Annotated in this window: 15 protein-coding genes; 1 reads left to right on the forward strand and 14 read right to left on the reverse strand. The window is 24.2% G+C overall.

The annotated features are described in order from the left end of the window. Window positions 1-94: 94 nt before the first annotated feature. The 8 genes from Q4E08_RS09330 to Q4E08_RS09365 all read right to left on the reverse strand — a co-directional run bounded on the left by Q4E08_RS09330 (window position 95) and on the right by Q4E08_RS09365 (window position 9,785). Entirely contained in the window at window positions 95-2,104 is a 2,010-nt protein-coding gene (locus Q4E08_RS09330; protein WP_303130443.1) for a YgiQ family radical SAM protein, read from the reverse strand. Between the two features lie 195 nt (window positions 2,105-2,299). Next, a complete protein-coding gene (locus tag Q4E08_RS09335; protein WP_303130446.1) occupies window positions 2,300-3,220 on the reverse strand; it encodes a lipoate--protein ligase in 921 nt (306 codons plus the stop codon). Next, window positions 3,213-4,916, reverse strand: a complete 1,704-nt coding sequence (gene lpdA / locus Q4E08_RS09340; RefSeq protein WP_303130448.1) for a dihydrolipoyl dehydrogenase — start codon at window positions 4,914-4,916, stop codon at window positions 3,213-3,215. Before lpdA ends, Q4E08_RS09335 begins: the two co-directional genes overlap by 8 nt. Before the next feature lie 129 nt (window positions 4,917-5,045). Beyond that, the gene (locus Q4E08_RS09345) at window positions 5,046-5,399 is read right to left on the reverse strand and encodes a carboxymuconolactone decarboxylase family protein (RefSeq protein ID WP_303130451.1); all 354 of its coding nucleotides are present in this window, start codon (window positions 5,397-5,399) and stop codon (window positions 5,046-5,048) included. Window positions 5,400-5,504: 105 nt separating this feature from the next. Beyond that, on the reverse strand, window positions 5,505-5,930 hold the full coding sequence (locus Q4E08_RS09350; RefSeq protein ID WP_303130453.1) for a MarR family winged helix-turn-helix transcriptional regulator: 426 nt from the start codon (window positions 5,928-5,930) through the stop codon (window positions 5,505-5,507). A gap of 78 nt (window positions 5,931-6,008) precedes the next feature. Continuing rightward, a complete protein-coding gene (locus Q4E08_RS09355; RefSeq protein ID WP_303130456.1) occupies window positions 6,009-7,673 on the reverse strand; it encodes an acyl-CoA dehydratase activase in 1,665 nt (554 codons plus the stop codon). Beyond that, a complete protein-coding gene (locus Q4E08_RS09360; protein ID WP_303130459.1) occupies window positions 7,654-8,946 on the reverse strand; it encodes a 2-hydroxyacyl-CoA dehydratase subunit D in 1,293 nt (430 codons plus the stop codon). Before Q4E08_RS09360 ends, Q4E08_RS09355 begins: the two co-directional genes overlap by 20 nt. Window positions 8,947-9,128: 182 nt before the next feature. Then, on the reverse strand, window positions 9,129-9,785 hold the full coding sequence (locus Q4E08_RS09365) for a TIGR01906 family membrane protein (protein ID WP_303130462.1): 657 nt from the start codon (window positions 9,783-9,785) through the stop codon (window positions 9,129-9,131). A gap of 382 nt (window positions 9,786-10,167) precedes the next feature. On the opposite strand from Q4E08_RS09365, the gene Q4E08_RS09370 reads away from it, so the two are divergent. Then, a complete protein-coding gene (locus Q4E08_RS09370; RefSeq protein WP_303130464.1) occupies window positions 10,168-10,857 on the forward strand; it encodes a YitT family protein in 690 nt (229 codons plus the stop codon). A gap of 298 nt (window positions 10,858-11,155) precedes the next feature. Here the strand turns inward: Q4E08_RS09370 and Q4E08_RS09375 are convergent, their stop codons facing one another. The 6 genes from Q4E08_RS09375 to Q4E08_RS09400 form a co-directional block, all read right to left on the reverse strand. Next, a complete protein-coding gene (locus Q4E08_RS09375; protein WP_303130466.1) occupies window positions 11,156-12,940 on the reverse strand; it encodes an AAA family ATPase in 1,785 nt (594 codons plus the stop codon). Between the two features lie 109 nt (window positions 12,941-13,049). Beyond that, window positions 13,050-14,753 carry a diguanylate cyclase gene (locus Q4E08_RS09380; protein WP_303130468.1) on the reverse strand — a complete coding sequence of 568 codons (1,704 nt, stop codon included), beginning with the start codon at window positions 14,751-14,753 and terminating at the stop codon, window positions 13,050-13,052. Window positions 14,754-14,805: 52 nt separating this feature from the next. Continuing rightward, window positions 14,806-14,940, reverse strand: a complete 135-nt coding sequence (locus tag Q4E08_RS09385) for a cyclic lactone autoinducer peptide (RefSeq protein ID WP_303130470.1) — start codon at window positions 14,938-14,940, stop codon at window positions 14,806-14,808. A gap of 18 nt (window positions 14,941-14,958) precedes the next feature. Beyond that, window positions 14,959-15,603, reverse strand: coding sequence for an accessory gene regulator ArgB-like protein (locus Q4E08_RS09390; RefSeq protein WP_303130472.1), 645 nt, complete (start codon window positions 15,601-15,603; stop codon window positions 14,959-14,961). Continuing rightward, window positions 15,596-16,060: a hypothetical protein gene (locus Q4E08_RS09395; RefSeq protein ID WP_303130474.1), complete on the reverse strand. Its 465-nt coding sequence runs from the start codon at window positions 16,058-16,060 to the stop codon at window positions 15,596-15,598. The genes Q4E08_RS09390 and Q4E08_RS09395 overlap by 8 nt, the downstream gene beginning before the upstream one ends. Window positions 16,061-16,073: 13 nt before the next feature. After that, window positions 16,074-16,628: a DUF5317 family protein gene (locus tag Q4E08_RS09400; RefSeq protein ID WP_303130476.1), complete on the reverse strand. Its 555-nt coding sequence runs from the start codon at window positions 16,626-16,628 to the stop codon at window positions 16,074-16,076. Window positions 16,629-16,883: the final 255 nt, after the last annotated feature.

Raw genomic sequence — 16,883 nt, forward strand, 5'->3', positions numbered from 1 at the left:
ACTCATTTTTACTAAGATTATTTCATTTATTTTTACTATATATTTTTAATTAAATAAAAAAGAGAGCTATTTAAATAGCTCTACTTCATTTTATTTATCTTTTCTTTTTAAGTCTTAGCTTTGCAGGACCTCTACTTTTTTTCCCTTTATACATTTTAGTTTCTTCATTTCTTGATTGGTTATTAGAATTTCTACCTTTTCTATTATCTCTTGAATTCCTATTACTTTTTGAGCCTTTATTATCCCTTTGATGTCCTTTTCCTTTAGTTTTAGACTTCCCATGTTGACTTGCTATATATCTTGTTTCTTTTGATTGAATTAAACATTTAGGACCATTACCTATTAAATCTTCCCTTCCAGCTTTAATTAAAGCATCATAAACAAGATTATAGTTTTTAGGATTTTTAAATTGAAGCAGTGCTCTTTGCATAGCCTTTTCTTCTTTAGTTTTAGGAATATATACTTCTTCCATAGTTAAAGGATCAAGTCCTGTATAAAACATTGTTGTTGACATTGTTCCAGGAGTTGGATAAAAATCTTGAACTTGCTCTGGTTGATACTTTATATCTCTTAAATATTCAGCAAGTTGAATTGCTTCTTTTAATCCACTTCCTGGATGACTTGACATTAAATACGGAATTATATATTGTTCTTTTTTCAGTTGTCTATTTATTTTAAAGAATTTTTCTCTAAATTTATCATATGTTTTTCCTGATGGCTTGTTCATATACTTTAAAGTTTGTGGAGCTACATGCTCTGGAGCTACTTTAAGTTGACCACTTACATGATGCTCTACAAGTTCTCTGAAGAAAGTATCATCTTTGTCAGCCATTATATAATCATATCTTAATCCTGATCTTACAAAAGCTTTTTTAACTTTTGGAATTTTCCTTATTTCTCGTAAGAGATGTAGGTACTCACTATGATCAACATCCATATTTTTGCAAACACCAGGAGTTAAACATTGTTTATTTTTACATGCTCCTATTGTAAGTTGATGTTTACAAGCAGGTTTTCTAAAGTTTGCTGTAGGTCCACCAACATCATGTATATACCCTTTAAAATCTTTAAATGTTGTAATCTCTCTTGCTTCTTCAAGTATTGATTCTTCACTTCTACTTTGAACAGCTCTTCCTTGATGGAATGTTATGGCACAGAAGTTACAGTTACCAAAACAACCTCTTGAACTTACTATAGAAAATTTAACTTCTTCTATTGCTGGTATACCACCATCCTTTTCATATATAGGATGATAGTTTTTAGTATATGGAAGAGCATAAACATCATCAAGCTCTTCTCTTGTTAATGGCATTTCTGGTTTATTTATAACAACATATCTATTTCCATGCTTCTGTATAAGTTGTTTTCCCCTAATTGGATCTTGCTCTTCATATTGAATTTTAAATGCTTTTGCATATTTCACCTTATCATTTGCAACTTCTTCTAAAGAAGGCAATATTTTATAATCTCCGTATACTTCATCTAATGATTCTATAGTATAACATGTTCCATTTACATGTCTTATGTACTTGGCTTCAAATCCATCATTTAACGCATTTGCTACTTCAACTATTTGTTTTTCACTCATACCATATACTAATAAATCTGCACCACTATCTATAAGTATTGAATTTCTTACATTATCTCCCCAATAATCATAATGAGCAAATCTTCTAAGACTAGCTTCTATTCCACCTATTATAACATTAACATGCTTGTAGGCCTCTCTAATTTTATTACAATAAACTATTGTTGCTCTATCTGGTCTTGCCCCCATTCTTCCGCCTGGAGTATACATATCCTTATCTCTTCTTCTTTTACTTACAGTATAATGATTAACCATGGAATCCATATTACCACCATTAACTAAAAAACCAAGTCTTGGTCTACCAAGTTTTTTAAAGTCATCTATACTATGCCAATTTGGCTGTGCAATTATACCAACTTTATACCCTGCATTTTCTAAAACTCTTGAAATTATAGCAGTTCCAAAACTATGATGGTCTACATAAGCATCTCCTGTAACTATAATAAAATCACACTGATTCCATCCTCTTTCTTCCATATCCTTTTTACTTATCGGTAAAAATCTATTTTCTGTCATATTATCACCTTCTATCTATAATTATTAACCTATTATATTATTTTCTAATCTAGATTACTATTATAAAGCATATTCTCTTATTATAATACTTTTATTCAATAAAAAAAGTAAATTTTAAAAATTATTTTTAGTTATGATGTATAAAAAAGTAAAAAGAGAAGATTATTAACATACTCTTCTCTCTTATATAATGATTTAATTTATATTTTGTTTAATATAATCTAGTATACATTTTTCCGAAAAATCTTTACCTAACAGTACATTTTTAATTTCGCTAAAATCTATATTTTCTAATGTATCTGAATATATTTCTGCATTGTATATCTTATTATTTTTTATACTTAATAAAATTTGAATATTATCAAAATCAAACTTTTCCTCTAGCATAACGTTATAATTTGGGCTTTCTCCAAAATTCCACTCTCTACTTTTATACTTTTCATATAAAGAACATTTCTTATAACTTTCATTATATATATCTTTTTTAACTATATTCCCATATACTTTTTTAAAAGCATTTTCTAAAGAACTCTTTAAAATACTAACATTTATTTCATTACTTAAACTACTAAGATTAATTATTCTACTTTTTACAGATGTTATTCCTTTAGATTGCAATTTTAACTTTGAAGGCTTTAGAGCTTTTTGTAAAATATCTGTATTTACATTAATCATAATAGTTCCATGATGAAAATAATTTTCTCCATCATCATAAAATGCATTTCCTGAAAATTTTTTACCTTGTATTAATAAATCATTTCTTCCTGAAAATTCTACATTTAATCCAAACTTTTCTACGGCTAACTTTATAACACTTAATTGTTTTTCTAAATTTGCATTACAACTTTTTGTTATGAAAGTAAAATTTAAATTGTTTATATCATGAAATACTGTACCTCCTCCTGATATGCGTCTAACTAAATTTATATTATTTTTATTAATATAATCTATATCACACTCTAAATAAGGATTTTGATTTCTACCAACAACAACAGTATTTTCATTTTGCCAAAGATATAATATATTTTCATTTTCTAAAACATTATTTAAAAGTTCTTCTTCCAACGCTAAATTATAATATGGATTTAACTCCTGAGATATAACTATTCTATTCATGGTAATGTATAGCTCCTATACTAAGACCAAGTGCCGCTTCATGAATCACTTCAGAGGTTGTTGGATGAGCAAATATTGTTTCAATTATTTCATCTTCACTAATATTATTTTTAATAATTAATGTTAATGAACTTATTAAAGTAGATGCATCTACTCCTATTACTGATGCCCCAACTATTTTATTTTCATCTATATCTTTAATTAATTTTATAAATCCTCTTGTTTCTCCCATAGTCAATGCTTTTCCATTTGCTGAGAATGGAAATTTACTTATCTTTATATTTATATTCTTCTCATTACATTGTCTTTCTGTTAATCCAACATTCGCAATTTCTGGAGAAGTAAAAATTACATTTGGAACATAATCATAGCTTATTTCTTTATTTTTACCGAGTATATTATCTATAGCAACTATACCTTGATGAGATGCAACATGTGCAAGTTGAATTTTATTAGTAACATCTCCTATAGCATATATATTATCTACATTAGTTTTTAATTTATTATCTACACTTATTCCTTTTCCATTTTCATTTAATTTTATATCAGTATTTTCTATGCCTAAATTTTTAATATTAGGTTCTCTTCCTATTGCAACTAAAACGTTTTCTGATACTAAATACTTATCCTTTCCTTCATTTTCAAAAAATACTATTGCTTCTCCATTTTCTGATTTCTCAATTTTATTAACCTTTGAACTTGTGTATATATTAATTCCATTTTCTTTTGCTATTTCTTTAATTTCACATGATACATCATCATCAACCATAGTTAAAAGTCTGTCCATATATTCAACAACATTTACTTTAACACCAAAATTTGAATATATAAAAGCAAACTCCATTCCTATAACTCCACCACCAATTATAGTAATTGATTTAGGTAATTTTTTATTATCTAATGCAGATGTACTATTTAATACAAATGGTAATTCTATTCCTTTTATATTTATTTTTGAAATATTAGAACCTGTAGCAATTATAATATTTTCTGCATTTATTTTATACTCATCTTTTCCTTTTTTAACTAATACAGTTTTATTATTTATGAATTCTGCATTTCCTTTAATTACTTTTACATTGTTTTTATTTAATAAATATTCAATACCTGATTTTAAATTATTTTTTATATTATTCTTTCTTTCAACAACCTTTTCCATTTGTAGTTTAATTTCTTTAATTTCAAAACCAAATTCCTCACCTAAAATAGCTTCATTATATATTTCCGAAGATTTAACAAATGCTTTTGTTGGTATACATCCTACATTTAAACAAGTTCCGCCAAGATTATCTTTTTCTACTAATATAACATTCATCCCATTTTTAGCAGCATATATTGCAGAAACGTATCCACCAGGGCCTCCACCTATTATTAAAACATCTGTATTTATATTTTCTTTCTTTCCTTTAATTAAATTTGCAAAATAATCTACTTTAACACTATTATCCTTTTTATTCTCTTTAACCTCTTCTAATTCATCTACTATAAATAAAATATCTCCTTTTTTTACTTCTTGTCCTTCTGATACTTTTATTTCTTTTATTTTAAAGCTACTAGTAGATTTAAAAGGGGTATTTCCTTTGTTAGTTTCTATTTGCAATAATATTTGATTTTTCTTCACTATATCTCCTATAGATACATTTATTTTACCTACTTTAGCAGAATTTCCATTTATATTTTTTATAGTTATTTCCATATAAATCTAACCACCTTCAAAAATTTTAGAATAACTTCTTCAATTAAAAAGATTGCTTTAAAAACTATACTTTACTATAGCTCTTACAGCAATCTTTTAAAATATAATCTCTAAATTTTTAATGAAATTTTATTTGAAATCATTTTCAAATTCATCAATACAATCTTTTAATAAAGTTACTGTATATGCCATAGTTGGGCCTCCACCAAATGCAACTGAAACCATAGCAGCTTCTAATATTTCTTCTCTAGTAGCACCAGCTTCTAATGCTTTGTATGAATGGAACACTATGCAATATTCACATCTGTTATAAGTTGCTATACCAATACTTATTAATTCTTTTGTTTTTGTGCTTATAGCTCCTTCTGCATAGTTTGTACCTAATAGGTTCATAAATGCATTAACATTTTCACCATTTGTTTCTCCTAAACTACTTAATCCATTCATAAAATCATTTAACATTTGTCTTACATCTTTTTTCATACTAATCCTCCTACAATATAAACTCTCAATATATTAATTACACAAATACTTGCCATGCTAAGTATTATAATATAAAAATACCACCTAAAGGTGGTATTGTCAATCTTAACTTATATTATTTACCATTTTTTCTAATACTTTTTTAAATATATCTAATTCTTCACTACTAATACCTATTGTAGCATCTTTTTGAAATTGTTCACCTAAAGGTAATAATTTATTTCTAAGAGTTATACCTTTATCAGTTAAAAATATACTAGTTATTCTTCTATCATTATCATTCTTTTTTCTTATAACTAATTCTTCTTTTTCCATTCTATCAATTAATCTCACCATTGATGACTCTTTTACATTCATAAGATCTGAAAGTTCTCTTTGAAATATTCCATTATCATATTTTCCTATATAAAAAATAGCTATCCATTGAACTCTAGTTACTCCATACTCCTGTAATCTTCTATTAAATTCATCTGATATCTTTTTAGAACATTTATTAGTAATAAATCCAATACAATCATCTATATTAAACATAATTTCATCTCCATAATATAATCCTTAATACATTAGTATGATATTATATTTAATAAAAAAAGTAAATGAACAATATACCTATATATTTTCTAAAATCTTATTTAATCCTAGTATAGCTGCTCCAACAGCTCCACATATTTGTGGTTCATCAGCTATAACTAATTTACTATTTAGCTTCTCTTCTATAGCTTTTATTACCCCTTTATTTTTAGCTACCCCACCTGTCATCATATATTTTTCACATCTACCAACTCTTTCTACAAGACCTACAGTTTTTGTTGCAATAGATTTATTTACACCGTGTATTATATCTCTTCTCTCTTTATTTTCAGCTATTAAAGTTATAACTTCTGATTCTGCAAATACAGAACAAACACTTGTTATTGTAAGATCTTCATTATATGATAATCCTTCTTGTGACATAGTTTCTAAATCAATTTCTAAAGTTTTAGCTATCATCTCTAAAAATCTTCCAGTTCCAGCTGCACATTTATCATTCATTACAAAACTTTTTACATTTCCATTTTCATCTAACCCTATAGCCTTGCTATCTTGACCTCCTATATCTATAATAGTTCTTACTTCTGGATTAAAAAAGTGTGCTCCCATACCATGACATGTTATTTCTGTTATATTTTCATCCACAAAAGGAATATTATATCTTCCATATCCAGTTCCTACTATAAGTGTAATATCTTCTTTTGAAATTCCAGCTTCCTTAATTGCTAATTCATAAGCAGCGTTTGCTGAATCCATACTTTTAGCACCTGTTTTAACTATTATACTGCTTAACATATTTTTATCTTTATCCATAATAACTGCATTTGTAGAAGTTGATCCACTATCTATTCCCATAACATAAATTTTATCTTTATTTTTAATTTCTTTCATTTTTACTTTTCCTCCACTTAACTGTTCATTAAATGCTTCAATACGTGTTTTTATTTGTCCTGCACTTTGACTTGTAAGATCTGTTTCTATTTTAAGTATAGGAGTTTTTCCCCTTTGTAAATTTACATATTCAAAAGAATAATGATCACAAAACTTAACTGTATGATAGATTATTCCTTTTAAATTTGGATCTTCTGTCAATGCTCTTCTATTTGTAGTATCCTCCATTCTCATACAAGGTGTATAACCTAATATTTCATCTGAATACCATGTAATAGCTTCATCTTTATCATTAAAATTTTTAATTTCAGTTAAATAATGTTCTCTAGAACAAGTATGATTTATTAAAGGGTAATCTAACAAATCCTCTACATTATTTATAAATTCTTTTGATATTTTTGCTCCCATTACAGCTATATATGGAGTATTTGGAGCCTTATTATTATCTAAATATTTATAAAGTCCTTTATTGAATTTTTCTATATTAAACTTTTTTCCACTAAACTTTTCATACTCATCAATAAACTTTAATATTTCTCTTTTTAACATATTTTTTGCACAACAATTATTCTTTCTTGGCAAATCCATCATATATACAAATTTAATTGAAGGAATATTCTCTAAAGTATCTTTAAGTCTTCTTATTGAATCACAACAGTTTACCAAAAATACTTTATCTATTTTCTTTTCGATTATTGTATCTAAAAGAGCTTTACTATATGAACACATGTTAGGATGTAAAAATTTATCTGACTCATTAAATTGAGAAACCTCACCATCTATAACAATTCCCTTTTCATCAAAAGCATCAAATACAGCAAAAGGACTATATTTACACATGCAAGCTATCATCTATATTTTCCTCCTTACTATTTAACATTTCAAAGAAGGCTTCAAGTCTTGTTTTATTTTGTCCTTCTTGACTATTTCTTCTATCTACTGCATCACCATCAATACTTAATACAGGAATATTATTTTTTTCTAAAGTATCCTTAAGTATTAATGAACCACCACTTGATTGTTTGCATCCAAAATGACAAAAGTTAATAACACCATCTGCATTTAAATCTTTAGCATATTTTAATATATTATTTGCTCTTCTTTCATAAGGTCCATTATATGAATTTAAAATTATTTTCTTTGCAATAGATGAATATGGATCATTTATATCTAATTTTTTCATATAATCAACATTCATATCTGAAATTAATAATTGATGCTCTTTATTTAAATCTAATAAATCTTTTATTGCATAACTATAAAATGGCAATAGATGAACCCATAATAATCTTTTTTCAGCTTTTATATCAGGATATTTTTCTATATCTTCTGCTAGTAGCTTATAAAACTTTAAAGTATCTTTTCTTCCCATTCCAGGATGTGTTACAAATACTTTAAACATTTCTGAAGTTATTGTATTTGGAAAGTATTTATGCTTTAAATTTTCTAAATATGTATTATAATATTCTATTGATTGATTTTCATTTAAAATAACTTCCTTTAACTTCTCTTCATTTAATTTCTTATGTGTATTATCTTCAATGAAAACCACCATTTCTTTTAATTGATCTTTAACATACTCTTCTGCCTCAATATTATATTCATAAGGAACATCTATAACAAACTTTTCTATATTATAAATATTCGAAATATGTCTAAATGTATTAATATTCCCATCACATGCAGTAGATGTTGTAATAGCAAACTTTGGTTTAGGTAAAATTTTAGTCATAGCTGCTCCTAAAAAAGTTTTATGATATGAACAAAGACTATCTGATATACCAAAGCTTTCTGCTTTATCAATTAAAACATCTTCAAATTTTGTTCCTGATATGTAAGACGAAAAAGCTTCTATAAGCTGTGGATGCATATCAAAGGCATGTAAAAATTCAGTAGGTGTAAATACATTTACAAAGGCTGTATTTTCTGGATCTTTTAATGGCTCTAATGTAAACTTCATACAAAGCTTAGATAAATATCTAAGAGATTTAGGTAAATTCCTATCTCCTAATAAATTTAAATTTAAATACTCTAAATCATATCCTGCTTTAAGTAATTTTCTTACCTTATCTGGATTTTCAATATTATTTTTTAAAATATTGCTATAAATTTTTATAAAGTCCATATTTTCTCCTTAGGTTTAATTATTTTTTATTAATCAAATATTTATTATAACTTACTTTTTTTTATTTACTTTTACTATTCTGTGTACAAAAAATTAACAATACTTTATATTATTTTTTAAATTATATATTTAAAATAAAAAAATATGCCTTATTTTAAATTTAATAGGGCATGTTTTTATCTTTAACTAACATTTTTATAATACTTTTTCTTTAAGTTTATATAAATAAATTTTGAAATTATACCTACTAACAATGTAATAAATAAACATATAACTCCACATACCATAAAAAATTCTTCTGGTAATGCCTTTATTATAGGATCTGTAATAGGGTTAAATATCCAATAATCATTGTTAAAAAGTATTTTATGAAATTTATCAAATACAAATGTAAAATCAAAGTAAATAAAAATTAATATAAAAAATACAACAATAACAGTAAAGAAAAATAAATAATTCAAACTATTAATTGGTAATTTAAACTTATTATTCCTATTTAATAAAAATAATATAATTCCTACTATTAATAAAATTAAAAATATAACTTCTATTATAAAAACTATATTCTTAACTTCCCAAAAATGAAATTCTCCTGTGGAACTCATAACAAAATTGTCCAATTTAAGTTCTTTTACAAAAGGATTAGTAACATATGAAATTATTTTTTTATAATCTTCTATCAATAAATCTTTTTGTATTCCACTAATAATTTCTATATTAAAAAAATTTATACACATTTTATATATAAATGTAGAATTAAAAATTATTAGTACAGAACTTAATATTGAAATTATAAAAAAATATACAGCTATAAGTAATTCTTTAATGAAATTTTTCATTTAACACCTCTTTATACATAATATATAAAATATACCACATAAACATATAAATTTCCATATAAATACATATATTGCAATATTAATATGACAGATACCTAAATTGTCACGTTTACAATTACACTTTTTGGTTAATTATTTTTTATTTTGACACTTTTTATTAGTAATATTTTTTAGTTTTTTTTAATTAAATAATCATTTTTTTAATAATTTATCAACTATTTTCGCTATTTTATAACTATTTTTTATGTAAACATTTATTTAAACATGAACATTTTAAATTTTTATTATTTTATTTAGAATTACATTTATGATATTCTGTATTCACGGTGCTGCTGGGACAAGTTTTAGCACTTTATATTTTTGAAATTACGGAGGTCTAGTGATGAAGAAACTTAACTGTAAACAATTAACTAAGAAACTAATATTTTTCTTTCTTGGTTTATGGATAATTCAAACTGGTGTTGCAATATTTATAGGAACTAATATAGGTTCTGACCCTTTTACTGTATTTACTCAAGGTTTAGCTAATGTTATAGGAATAACTCCTGGTATTGGTAATATGATAATTACATTCACATTTTTAGTTATTATATTAATTGTTGAAAGACATTACATAAATATCGGTACTGTTCTTGCTATGTTTGCAGCTGGTCCATTTATCGATTTAATGATAAGATTTTTTGAACCATTTAATTTTTCACAATACAACCTTATAGTAAAAATGATCTTATTAGCAGTTAGTTGTATAATAATCGCTATCGGTTTCTCATTACTTAAGGCTACAGAACTTGGAGTTTCTCCAAATGATGTTATTCCTTTTATATTATCAGATAAAAGCAAAAAAGAATATCGTGTTGTTCGTATGTGTTTAGATGCAGCTTTCTTAATAATTGGTTTCTTACTTGGGGGAGTTGTTGGAGTTGGAACTATAATAGCAGCTTTACTTACAGGTCCATCAATTCAATTCTTTATGCCAAAATTAGAAAAAGTTGTTCACAAATTCATATATACTAATGATGAATTAGAAGCTAGAAGAAATCAAGTTGTTGAAGAAGTAATTGAAACAAATTAATTTATATATTAAAAGAAGTACTATATAGTACTTCTTTTTTTGTTTTTATTAAAATGTAATGTTATTTATACTTTTTCTAACTATATAAATAACTTTAATAAATATATTTTTATAATACTTTTGTATATTATTATAAATTCTGTCAATACTTCAAATACATAGCTAAGAAATGGAGGATATACTTTAACATATATTTTAATCTCCTTTTAAATATTTTGTTATAAGAATATAACTTAAAACATTAACAAAACCTTATAGATAAACCTTCTAAAAATAATACTTATATCCTCCTTCTTAATTATATATTTAAAGAATTTATAAAATTATTAAACACATTATTTCCTCTGTTTATTATAAATAAATTTTTTCTACATCTACTTATGGCAGTATATATAAGTTCCATATTTTTATCACTTTTATCTATTATGAAGATTAAATTTTCAATTTCCCATCCAGTGAACTTTTCTATAGTACACATTTTTAATCCTTCTGATGTTGCTGAAAAATTATATTGTCTTGCCTCACGTAAATTTTCTAATATTCCCATATTATTTTCTCTTTTATTTATTAATAAAAATTCTTCTTTTGTCTCAAACATTCTTTCAATATTTATTCCATACTTTTTTCGAGCATAATATTCCATATCTCTTAATTCATCTAAATTCCCGCATATAATACATGTATTTTTATATTCTAAATTTTTATTATCCAAATAAAATTTACTTTTTTCAAATACATCTATATATGATAAATCATTAAAATATACATAAATTATTTCATCATCATTTATTGCTAATCCAATTTGTTCTTCAATAAATATATTATCTAATTCATATTTCTTTATAAAAAATTTCTTTTGAAATTCTTTAAGTAATATTGCTATATTAGTTGAAATTCTATAAGATTTTGTAAGTTCATTCCATCTTCCTCTAATATTAGTTTTAACCATCTTTTTAGTATCTAATGCTCTATTATAAATATTTTGTTTTTCATCACCAAATAGTACATATTCTCCATTTTCCTTTAAAAATATATCCTTAATTAAGTCTAGCCACTCTCTTTTAAAATCTTGAACTTCATCTATAAATATTGCATCGTATTTATTTTCTTTTTTTACTAAAATACTAAATAACTTATATATATCTTCACTACTTAAACCTTTTATATCTATTCCTAAATCTAAAGCCCTTTGATTTATAAACATATAATAATTATTTATATAAAATATACTCCAATCAAACTTAATTTTTGAATTATTCATTTTATCCTTTATATAATTTTTTAAAGTATTATTATATGTTAATATTAAAATCTTTCCATGTCCATTTATTCTTTTATAAGCGGATATAGCTCTATTACATAATAAAGTTGTCTTACCACTTCCAGCAATTCCTTTTATCTTTACTTTTGCCCCAGCTTTACTTTTCATAAGTTCTATCTTTTTTTTATCTAAATTTATATATTTTACATTGCCACTATTATATTTTTCCCCTTTAATAACTTTTATGGCAATATTATAAATTTCTTTATCAAATAACTCATTTGGCTTTAATATATTTTTTATATCATTTATTATTTTTGAATTATCTCCCCAAAATTTTATACTTTTCATCTCTTTTGTATTATTACTAAATTTATTTATTACATCATAACTTTTACTCCCTGCAAAATATATAGCAGTATGAATTAAATTATTATAATTTGAATTTAATATTGTTCTTTTTATAATTTCTTCTATATGATATTTATAAATATTTTCTTTATATGTAATTAATTTTTCAAAAGGAGTTATAAATGGTACTTTATTATTTCTATTACTTTTATCTATTATAATTCCATAATCTCCAGCATTTCCACCAGTTACATATATATAATTTTCTAAATTCCAATCTAATATATCTAAAATTAATATTCCAGAATTCTCTTTAATTATTAAAATATTTAAATTATCTCCATTTATATTTGGTTTTATAAATATATTATAACTATTATCTAGCTCCTCTTTAAATTTTTTTATTAAATTTAACTCTCCAACAGTTAACTCTGGTAATGTCTTCTTTAGATTACCATGAAATATAGCCATAACCAGTCCCCCAAAATTTTTAAATATAATATATTAAATATTTCTACCTATTTATTCCATTTCCTTCTAAGATATAAAAAAATAAGATGATTGTATATTTACAATCATCTTAATGATCTGGTATTTCTCCTAGTTTATCTTTATTTTCTTTTATTACTTCAATAAATTTATTAGCAATTTCAGGGTCAAACTGCCTTCCACTCCATTTTTTTAATTCTTCCATACCTTCTTCATAAGTTTTTCTTTTATTGTAAGGTCTATTTGATGTCATAGCATCAAAGCTATCTACAACTGTTAAAACTCTCGCTAAATATGGTATTTCTTCTCCTTTTAATCCCTTAGGATATCCACTACCATCATATTTTTCATGATGATGAAGTATTATTGATTCTATTCTTTTTAATGAAGTTACAGGTTTTATAATATCTACTCCATTTTGAGGATGTTCCTTCAACAAATTCCATTCTTCATCATTAAGTGGCATTTTTTTTATTAATATTTCTTTTGCAATATTAATTTTACCAACATCATGCATATAAGCCCCATATATTAAACTATTTTTATCTTCTTCACTAAGATTTAATTTATTTGCAAGTAATCTACTGTAAAGAACTACTCTCTCACAATGTCCATATGTATATCTATCTTTTGCGTTTATAACACTTATTAATGTTTTTATAGAAGTAACTAGCTTAACTTCATCTTCACTAATATCTCTTTTTATTTCTTCTAATATTGAAACATAAGTTTCTACTCTATTTTTATTAAAAAACTTAGCTTTATAAAGTGCATCATCAGCACTTTTTATAAGTTCAAATTCATCTTTTGCCTTATCTGGATAAATTGATATTCCAATTGATACTGTTAAATTCCCATTAGGTTGATTTTGTTGTCCATAAAAATATTCCTTCTCAATGCACTGTCTTATGTTCTCTGCAACATCACTTGCGATAACTTCATCGGTATTTGGTAAAATTACTGCAAATTCTTCTCCACCATATCTTGCAACAGTATCTCCAATCCTTATACTATCTTTAAGAATAGAGCCTACCTTTTTTAGAACTTTATCTCCCTCTTGATGCCCATACAAATCATTATAATTTTTAAAATAATCTATATCTATAAATATAACAGATAATTTTTGTTTGTTTTCTTTTGAATTTTCTAATTCCTTTTCTAACGCATCAAAAAAATATCTATGGTTATAAACACCTGTAAGACCATCTTCATTAGCCAAATCTTTTAATCTTTCTATATGTTCTCCTTCTATCTTTACATAAAACCCTAAAGGCCATGCTGTTAAGAAAAATACTCCTACTAATATTAAATCATTTTCAAAATATCTATTTATTTCAACATTAGGCATATATAAAATATCTACACCTAAAATTATAATAGATGAAATCAAAGCAAATATCATTCCTTGCTTTAATCCGGATTGTATAGTTGTTGTTATTATTATAAATAAAAATAATATTTTATATCCACTAGTATTTGCTCCTGAAATTACTATAACTACTGAAAATATTATAACAAATGTTATATTTTCTATTATTTGAAATAATAACGAATGTTTATTTTTCAATTTACTTGGCGTATAAAAATTCCATATAACATAAATAAATAATAATAAACATGTTATAAATCCTACTAATAGTATCCCATACTGGCTATATAATATATCATTTTTTAAAATTCCATCACTAAAAAAATATTGTATAATTATCATTCCAGTAAATAAAAGAGTAGATATTTTTACTACAGCAACTATATCATTTAACTGTTTATATTTATTTTTGTCTATTTCATTCATAACTTCTTCCTCATACTACAAAGGACCAGAATTTATCTGGCCCCTTAAATTTCTACTCTTCTCTTAAAGATTTTGGTTCTTCTGGTTGATGAAAGCACCAAAAACATGCTGATGTAGCAACTGTTCCTGCAACAACTGTTGCTACTGTTGCAATAGCCATTAATACTTTGTTGTTTAGTTTTTTCATAATTTATTCCCCCTTAATTTATAAATGAAATTGTTTTATAAAAAAAGTATCTAAAGCACCTAACAATTTATGTCCTAACTTAGTAAGAGAAAAAACTTGCCATAAAGTAGCACATCCTAAAACATTAGCATATAATAATAATTTATAGTTATCTTCTAAATAATAAAATATTATAAATGCTATTAATATTAGCAAATAAATTGTTAATACTTGCATAGATCTTTTTTTTAGCTTTTTTCTTCTTTCTGTTTTTCTTATAGGTTTATTTGCACTATCTACAGGAGCTAATCTATAAATAATAATATAAGAAAATATGAAAATAATAAGTGATATTGCTATAGTGAAATAAATATTAATATTTATTTTACTAATTAATAATGGAATTAAAACACATATTAAAGTTCCAATAATTAAACAACCTGATGAACTATTTGAATGAACACCACCTGAATATTTTCTAAGTATACTAATTCCAAATGACATTATTAATGCTTCAATAAATACATTAAATATAACTCCAAATATAATTACAAGTAATATTGATACCCCAATTTGTAATATACCATATATACCATATGCTATTACTTCTTCTTTATCCTTGTCTATACTACTATTTTCACAAGCTATTTTTCTTGCAATATTTTTTGATATATAATTAAACATCTTTGAATTTTTTCCTATTCTTCAAAAAATTTATTAATATTATAATTGCTAAAAATATAACTAACGATGGTATTCCATAAATAGTTTTTAAAATTGGATCACTAAATATTGATGTAACATTTTCTCCAACTTTAAGCTGTATTAAAAACAAATTTATAGCTTCTGAAAAAAATAAAATTATAGCTGTAAATATCCCACCTTTTATGCATTCTAAAGTGTTTATTTTATTTAAAAAATTAGTAATACAAACTAATAAAATTATATTTAATATAGTATGTGTTCCATATCCTATAGGAAAACTTCTTACTACAAACATACTAATAGCTAATCCTATACTTGATATAATATATTTATTTAAATCTACTTTTTTATTTGCAAATACATAAATTGCAAATACAAATAAAAAACTTTCTGGTATAGCCCTTACTATTAATTCAAAAAATGATATATGCAACATATTATGTCTCTCCTTATACGCAATTATTGGTTAAAGATTTATTTATCTCTCTTACAGAACTAAATATTATTATAAATACAAAAGCTCTTATAAAAATATCTCCTACACTTAATACACTATACCCTAAATCAAATATATCAGTTAAAAATTTCACTTTAGTATTTGAACTACCTAAAATATGTATATCGTTTACTTTATTAAAAGAATCTGCCTTTGCATAACCTGTTAAATAGGATAATTTAGGAAATACAGGCATAAAACCACCATTAAATTTTATAGCCATATCATTTAACACTCCACCAACTATTACAAAAGCTGATCCAATTATTGCACTAACATATTGTTTGTATTTAAAAATTAAAGGTAAATATGAACATAAGTAAATTATTTTAAGTATTCCAGCATACTTTATAAAACTATAATTACCATTAAATATGTTAAATTGTATAATTAAATTTATAAATTCTATAAATATAATAGGATATATAAAATAATTATTAAACAAAGGTTTTATTTTATATCCTTTAATTTTGCAAAAAATCAAAGCAATTATAATAGTTTCCAACATTTAAGTCTATCTCCTATTTTTCGATAAAATTCCTATTTTTATTCCAAATTATTCTTCTTTGTAAATTATACTATATTTCAAATTTACTTTCTATATTTTTTAACTAAATTACAATCTTATTTCTATTTAAAAATTAATAAAATTTAAATTAAATTAATTTTTCTATCCTAAAATTAGTAATATATTATAATATTAAAACTTAAATTATCATTAAGTAATAACATAAATAGTAATTTTTTCAAATATTTAATTTTT

The organism is Clostridium sp. (assembly GCF_030532265.1).
Lineage (GTDB): Bacteria > Bacillota > Clostridia > Clostridiales > Clostridiaceae > Clostridium.

Bases quoted from the DNA above. Each gene is read 5' to 3' on its own strand.
- Q4E08_RS09330 (WP_303130443.1), bottom strand. From the start codon at position 2,104: ATGACAGAAAATAGATTTTTACCGATAAGTAAAAAGGATATGGAAGAA.
- Q4E08_RS09335 (WP_303130446.1), bottom strand. From the start codon at position 3,220: ATGAATAGAATAGTTATATCTCAGGAGTTAAATCCATATTATAATTTA.
- lpdA (WP_303130448.1), bottom strand. From the start codon at position 4,916: ATGGAAATAACTATAAAAAATATAAATGGAAATTCTGCTAAAGTAGGT.
- Q4E08_RS09345 (WP_303130451.1), bottom strand. From the start codon at position 5,399: ATGAAAAAAGATGTAAGACAAATGTTAAATGATTTTATGAATGGATTA.
- Q4E08_RS09350 (WP_303130453.1), bottom strand. From the start codon at position 5,930: ATGTTTAATATAGATGATTGTATTGGATTTATTACTAATAAATGTTCT.
- Q4E08_RS09355 (WP_303130456.1), bottom strand. From the start codon at position 7,673: ATGATAGCTTGCATGTGTAAATATAGTCCTTTTGCTGTATTTGATGCT.
- Q4E08_RS09360 (WP_303130459.1), bottom strand. From the start codon at position 8,946: ATGGACTTTATAAAAATTTATAGCAATATTTTAAAAAATAATATTGAA.
- Q4E08_RS09365 (WP_303130462.1), bottom strand. From the start codon at position 9,785: ATGAAAAATTTCATTAAAGAATTACTTATAGCTGTATATTTTTTTATA.
- Q4E08_RS09370 (WP_303130464.1), top strand. From the start codon at position 10,168: ATGAAGAAACTTAACTGTAAACAATTAACTAAGAAACTAATATTTTTC.
- Q4E08_RS09375 (WP_303130466.1), bottom strand. From the start codon at position 12,940: ATGGCTATATTTCATGGTAATCTAAAGAAGACATTACCAGAGTTAACT.
- Q4E08_RS09380 (WP_303130468.1), bottom strand. From the start codon at position 14,753: ATGAATGAAATAGACAAAAATAAATATAAACAGTTAAATGATATAGTT.
- Q4E08_RS09385 (WP_303130470.1), bottom strand. From the start codon at position 14,940: ATGAAAAAACTAAACAACAAAGTATTAATGGCTATTGCAACAGTAGCA.
- Q4E08_RS09390 (WP_303130472.1), bottom strand. From the start codon at position 15,603: ATGTTTAATTATATATCAAAAAATATTGCAAGAAAAATAGCTTGTGAA.
- Q4E08_RS09395 (WP_303130474.1), bottom strand. From the start codon at position 16,060: ATGTTGCATATATCATTTTTTGAATTAATAGTAAGGGCTATACCAGAA.
- Q4E08_RS09400 (WP_303130476.1), bottom strand. From the start codon at position 16,628: ATGTTGGAAACTATTATAATTGCTTTGATTTTTTGCAAAATTAAAGGA.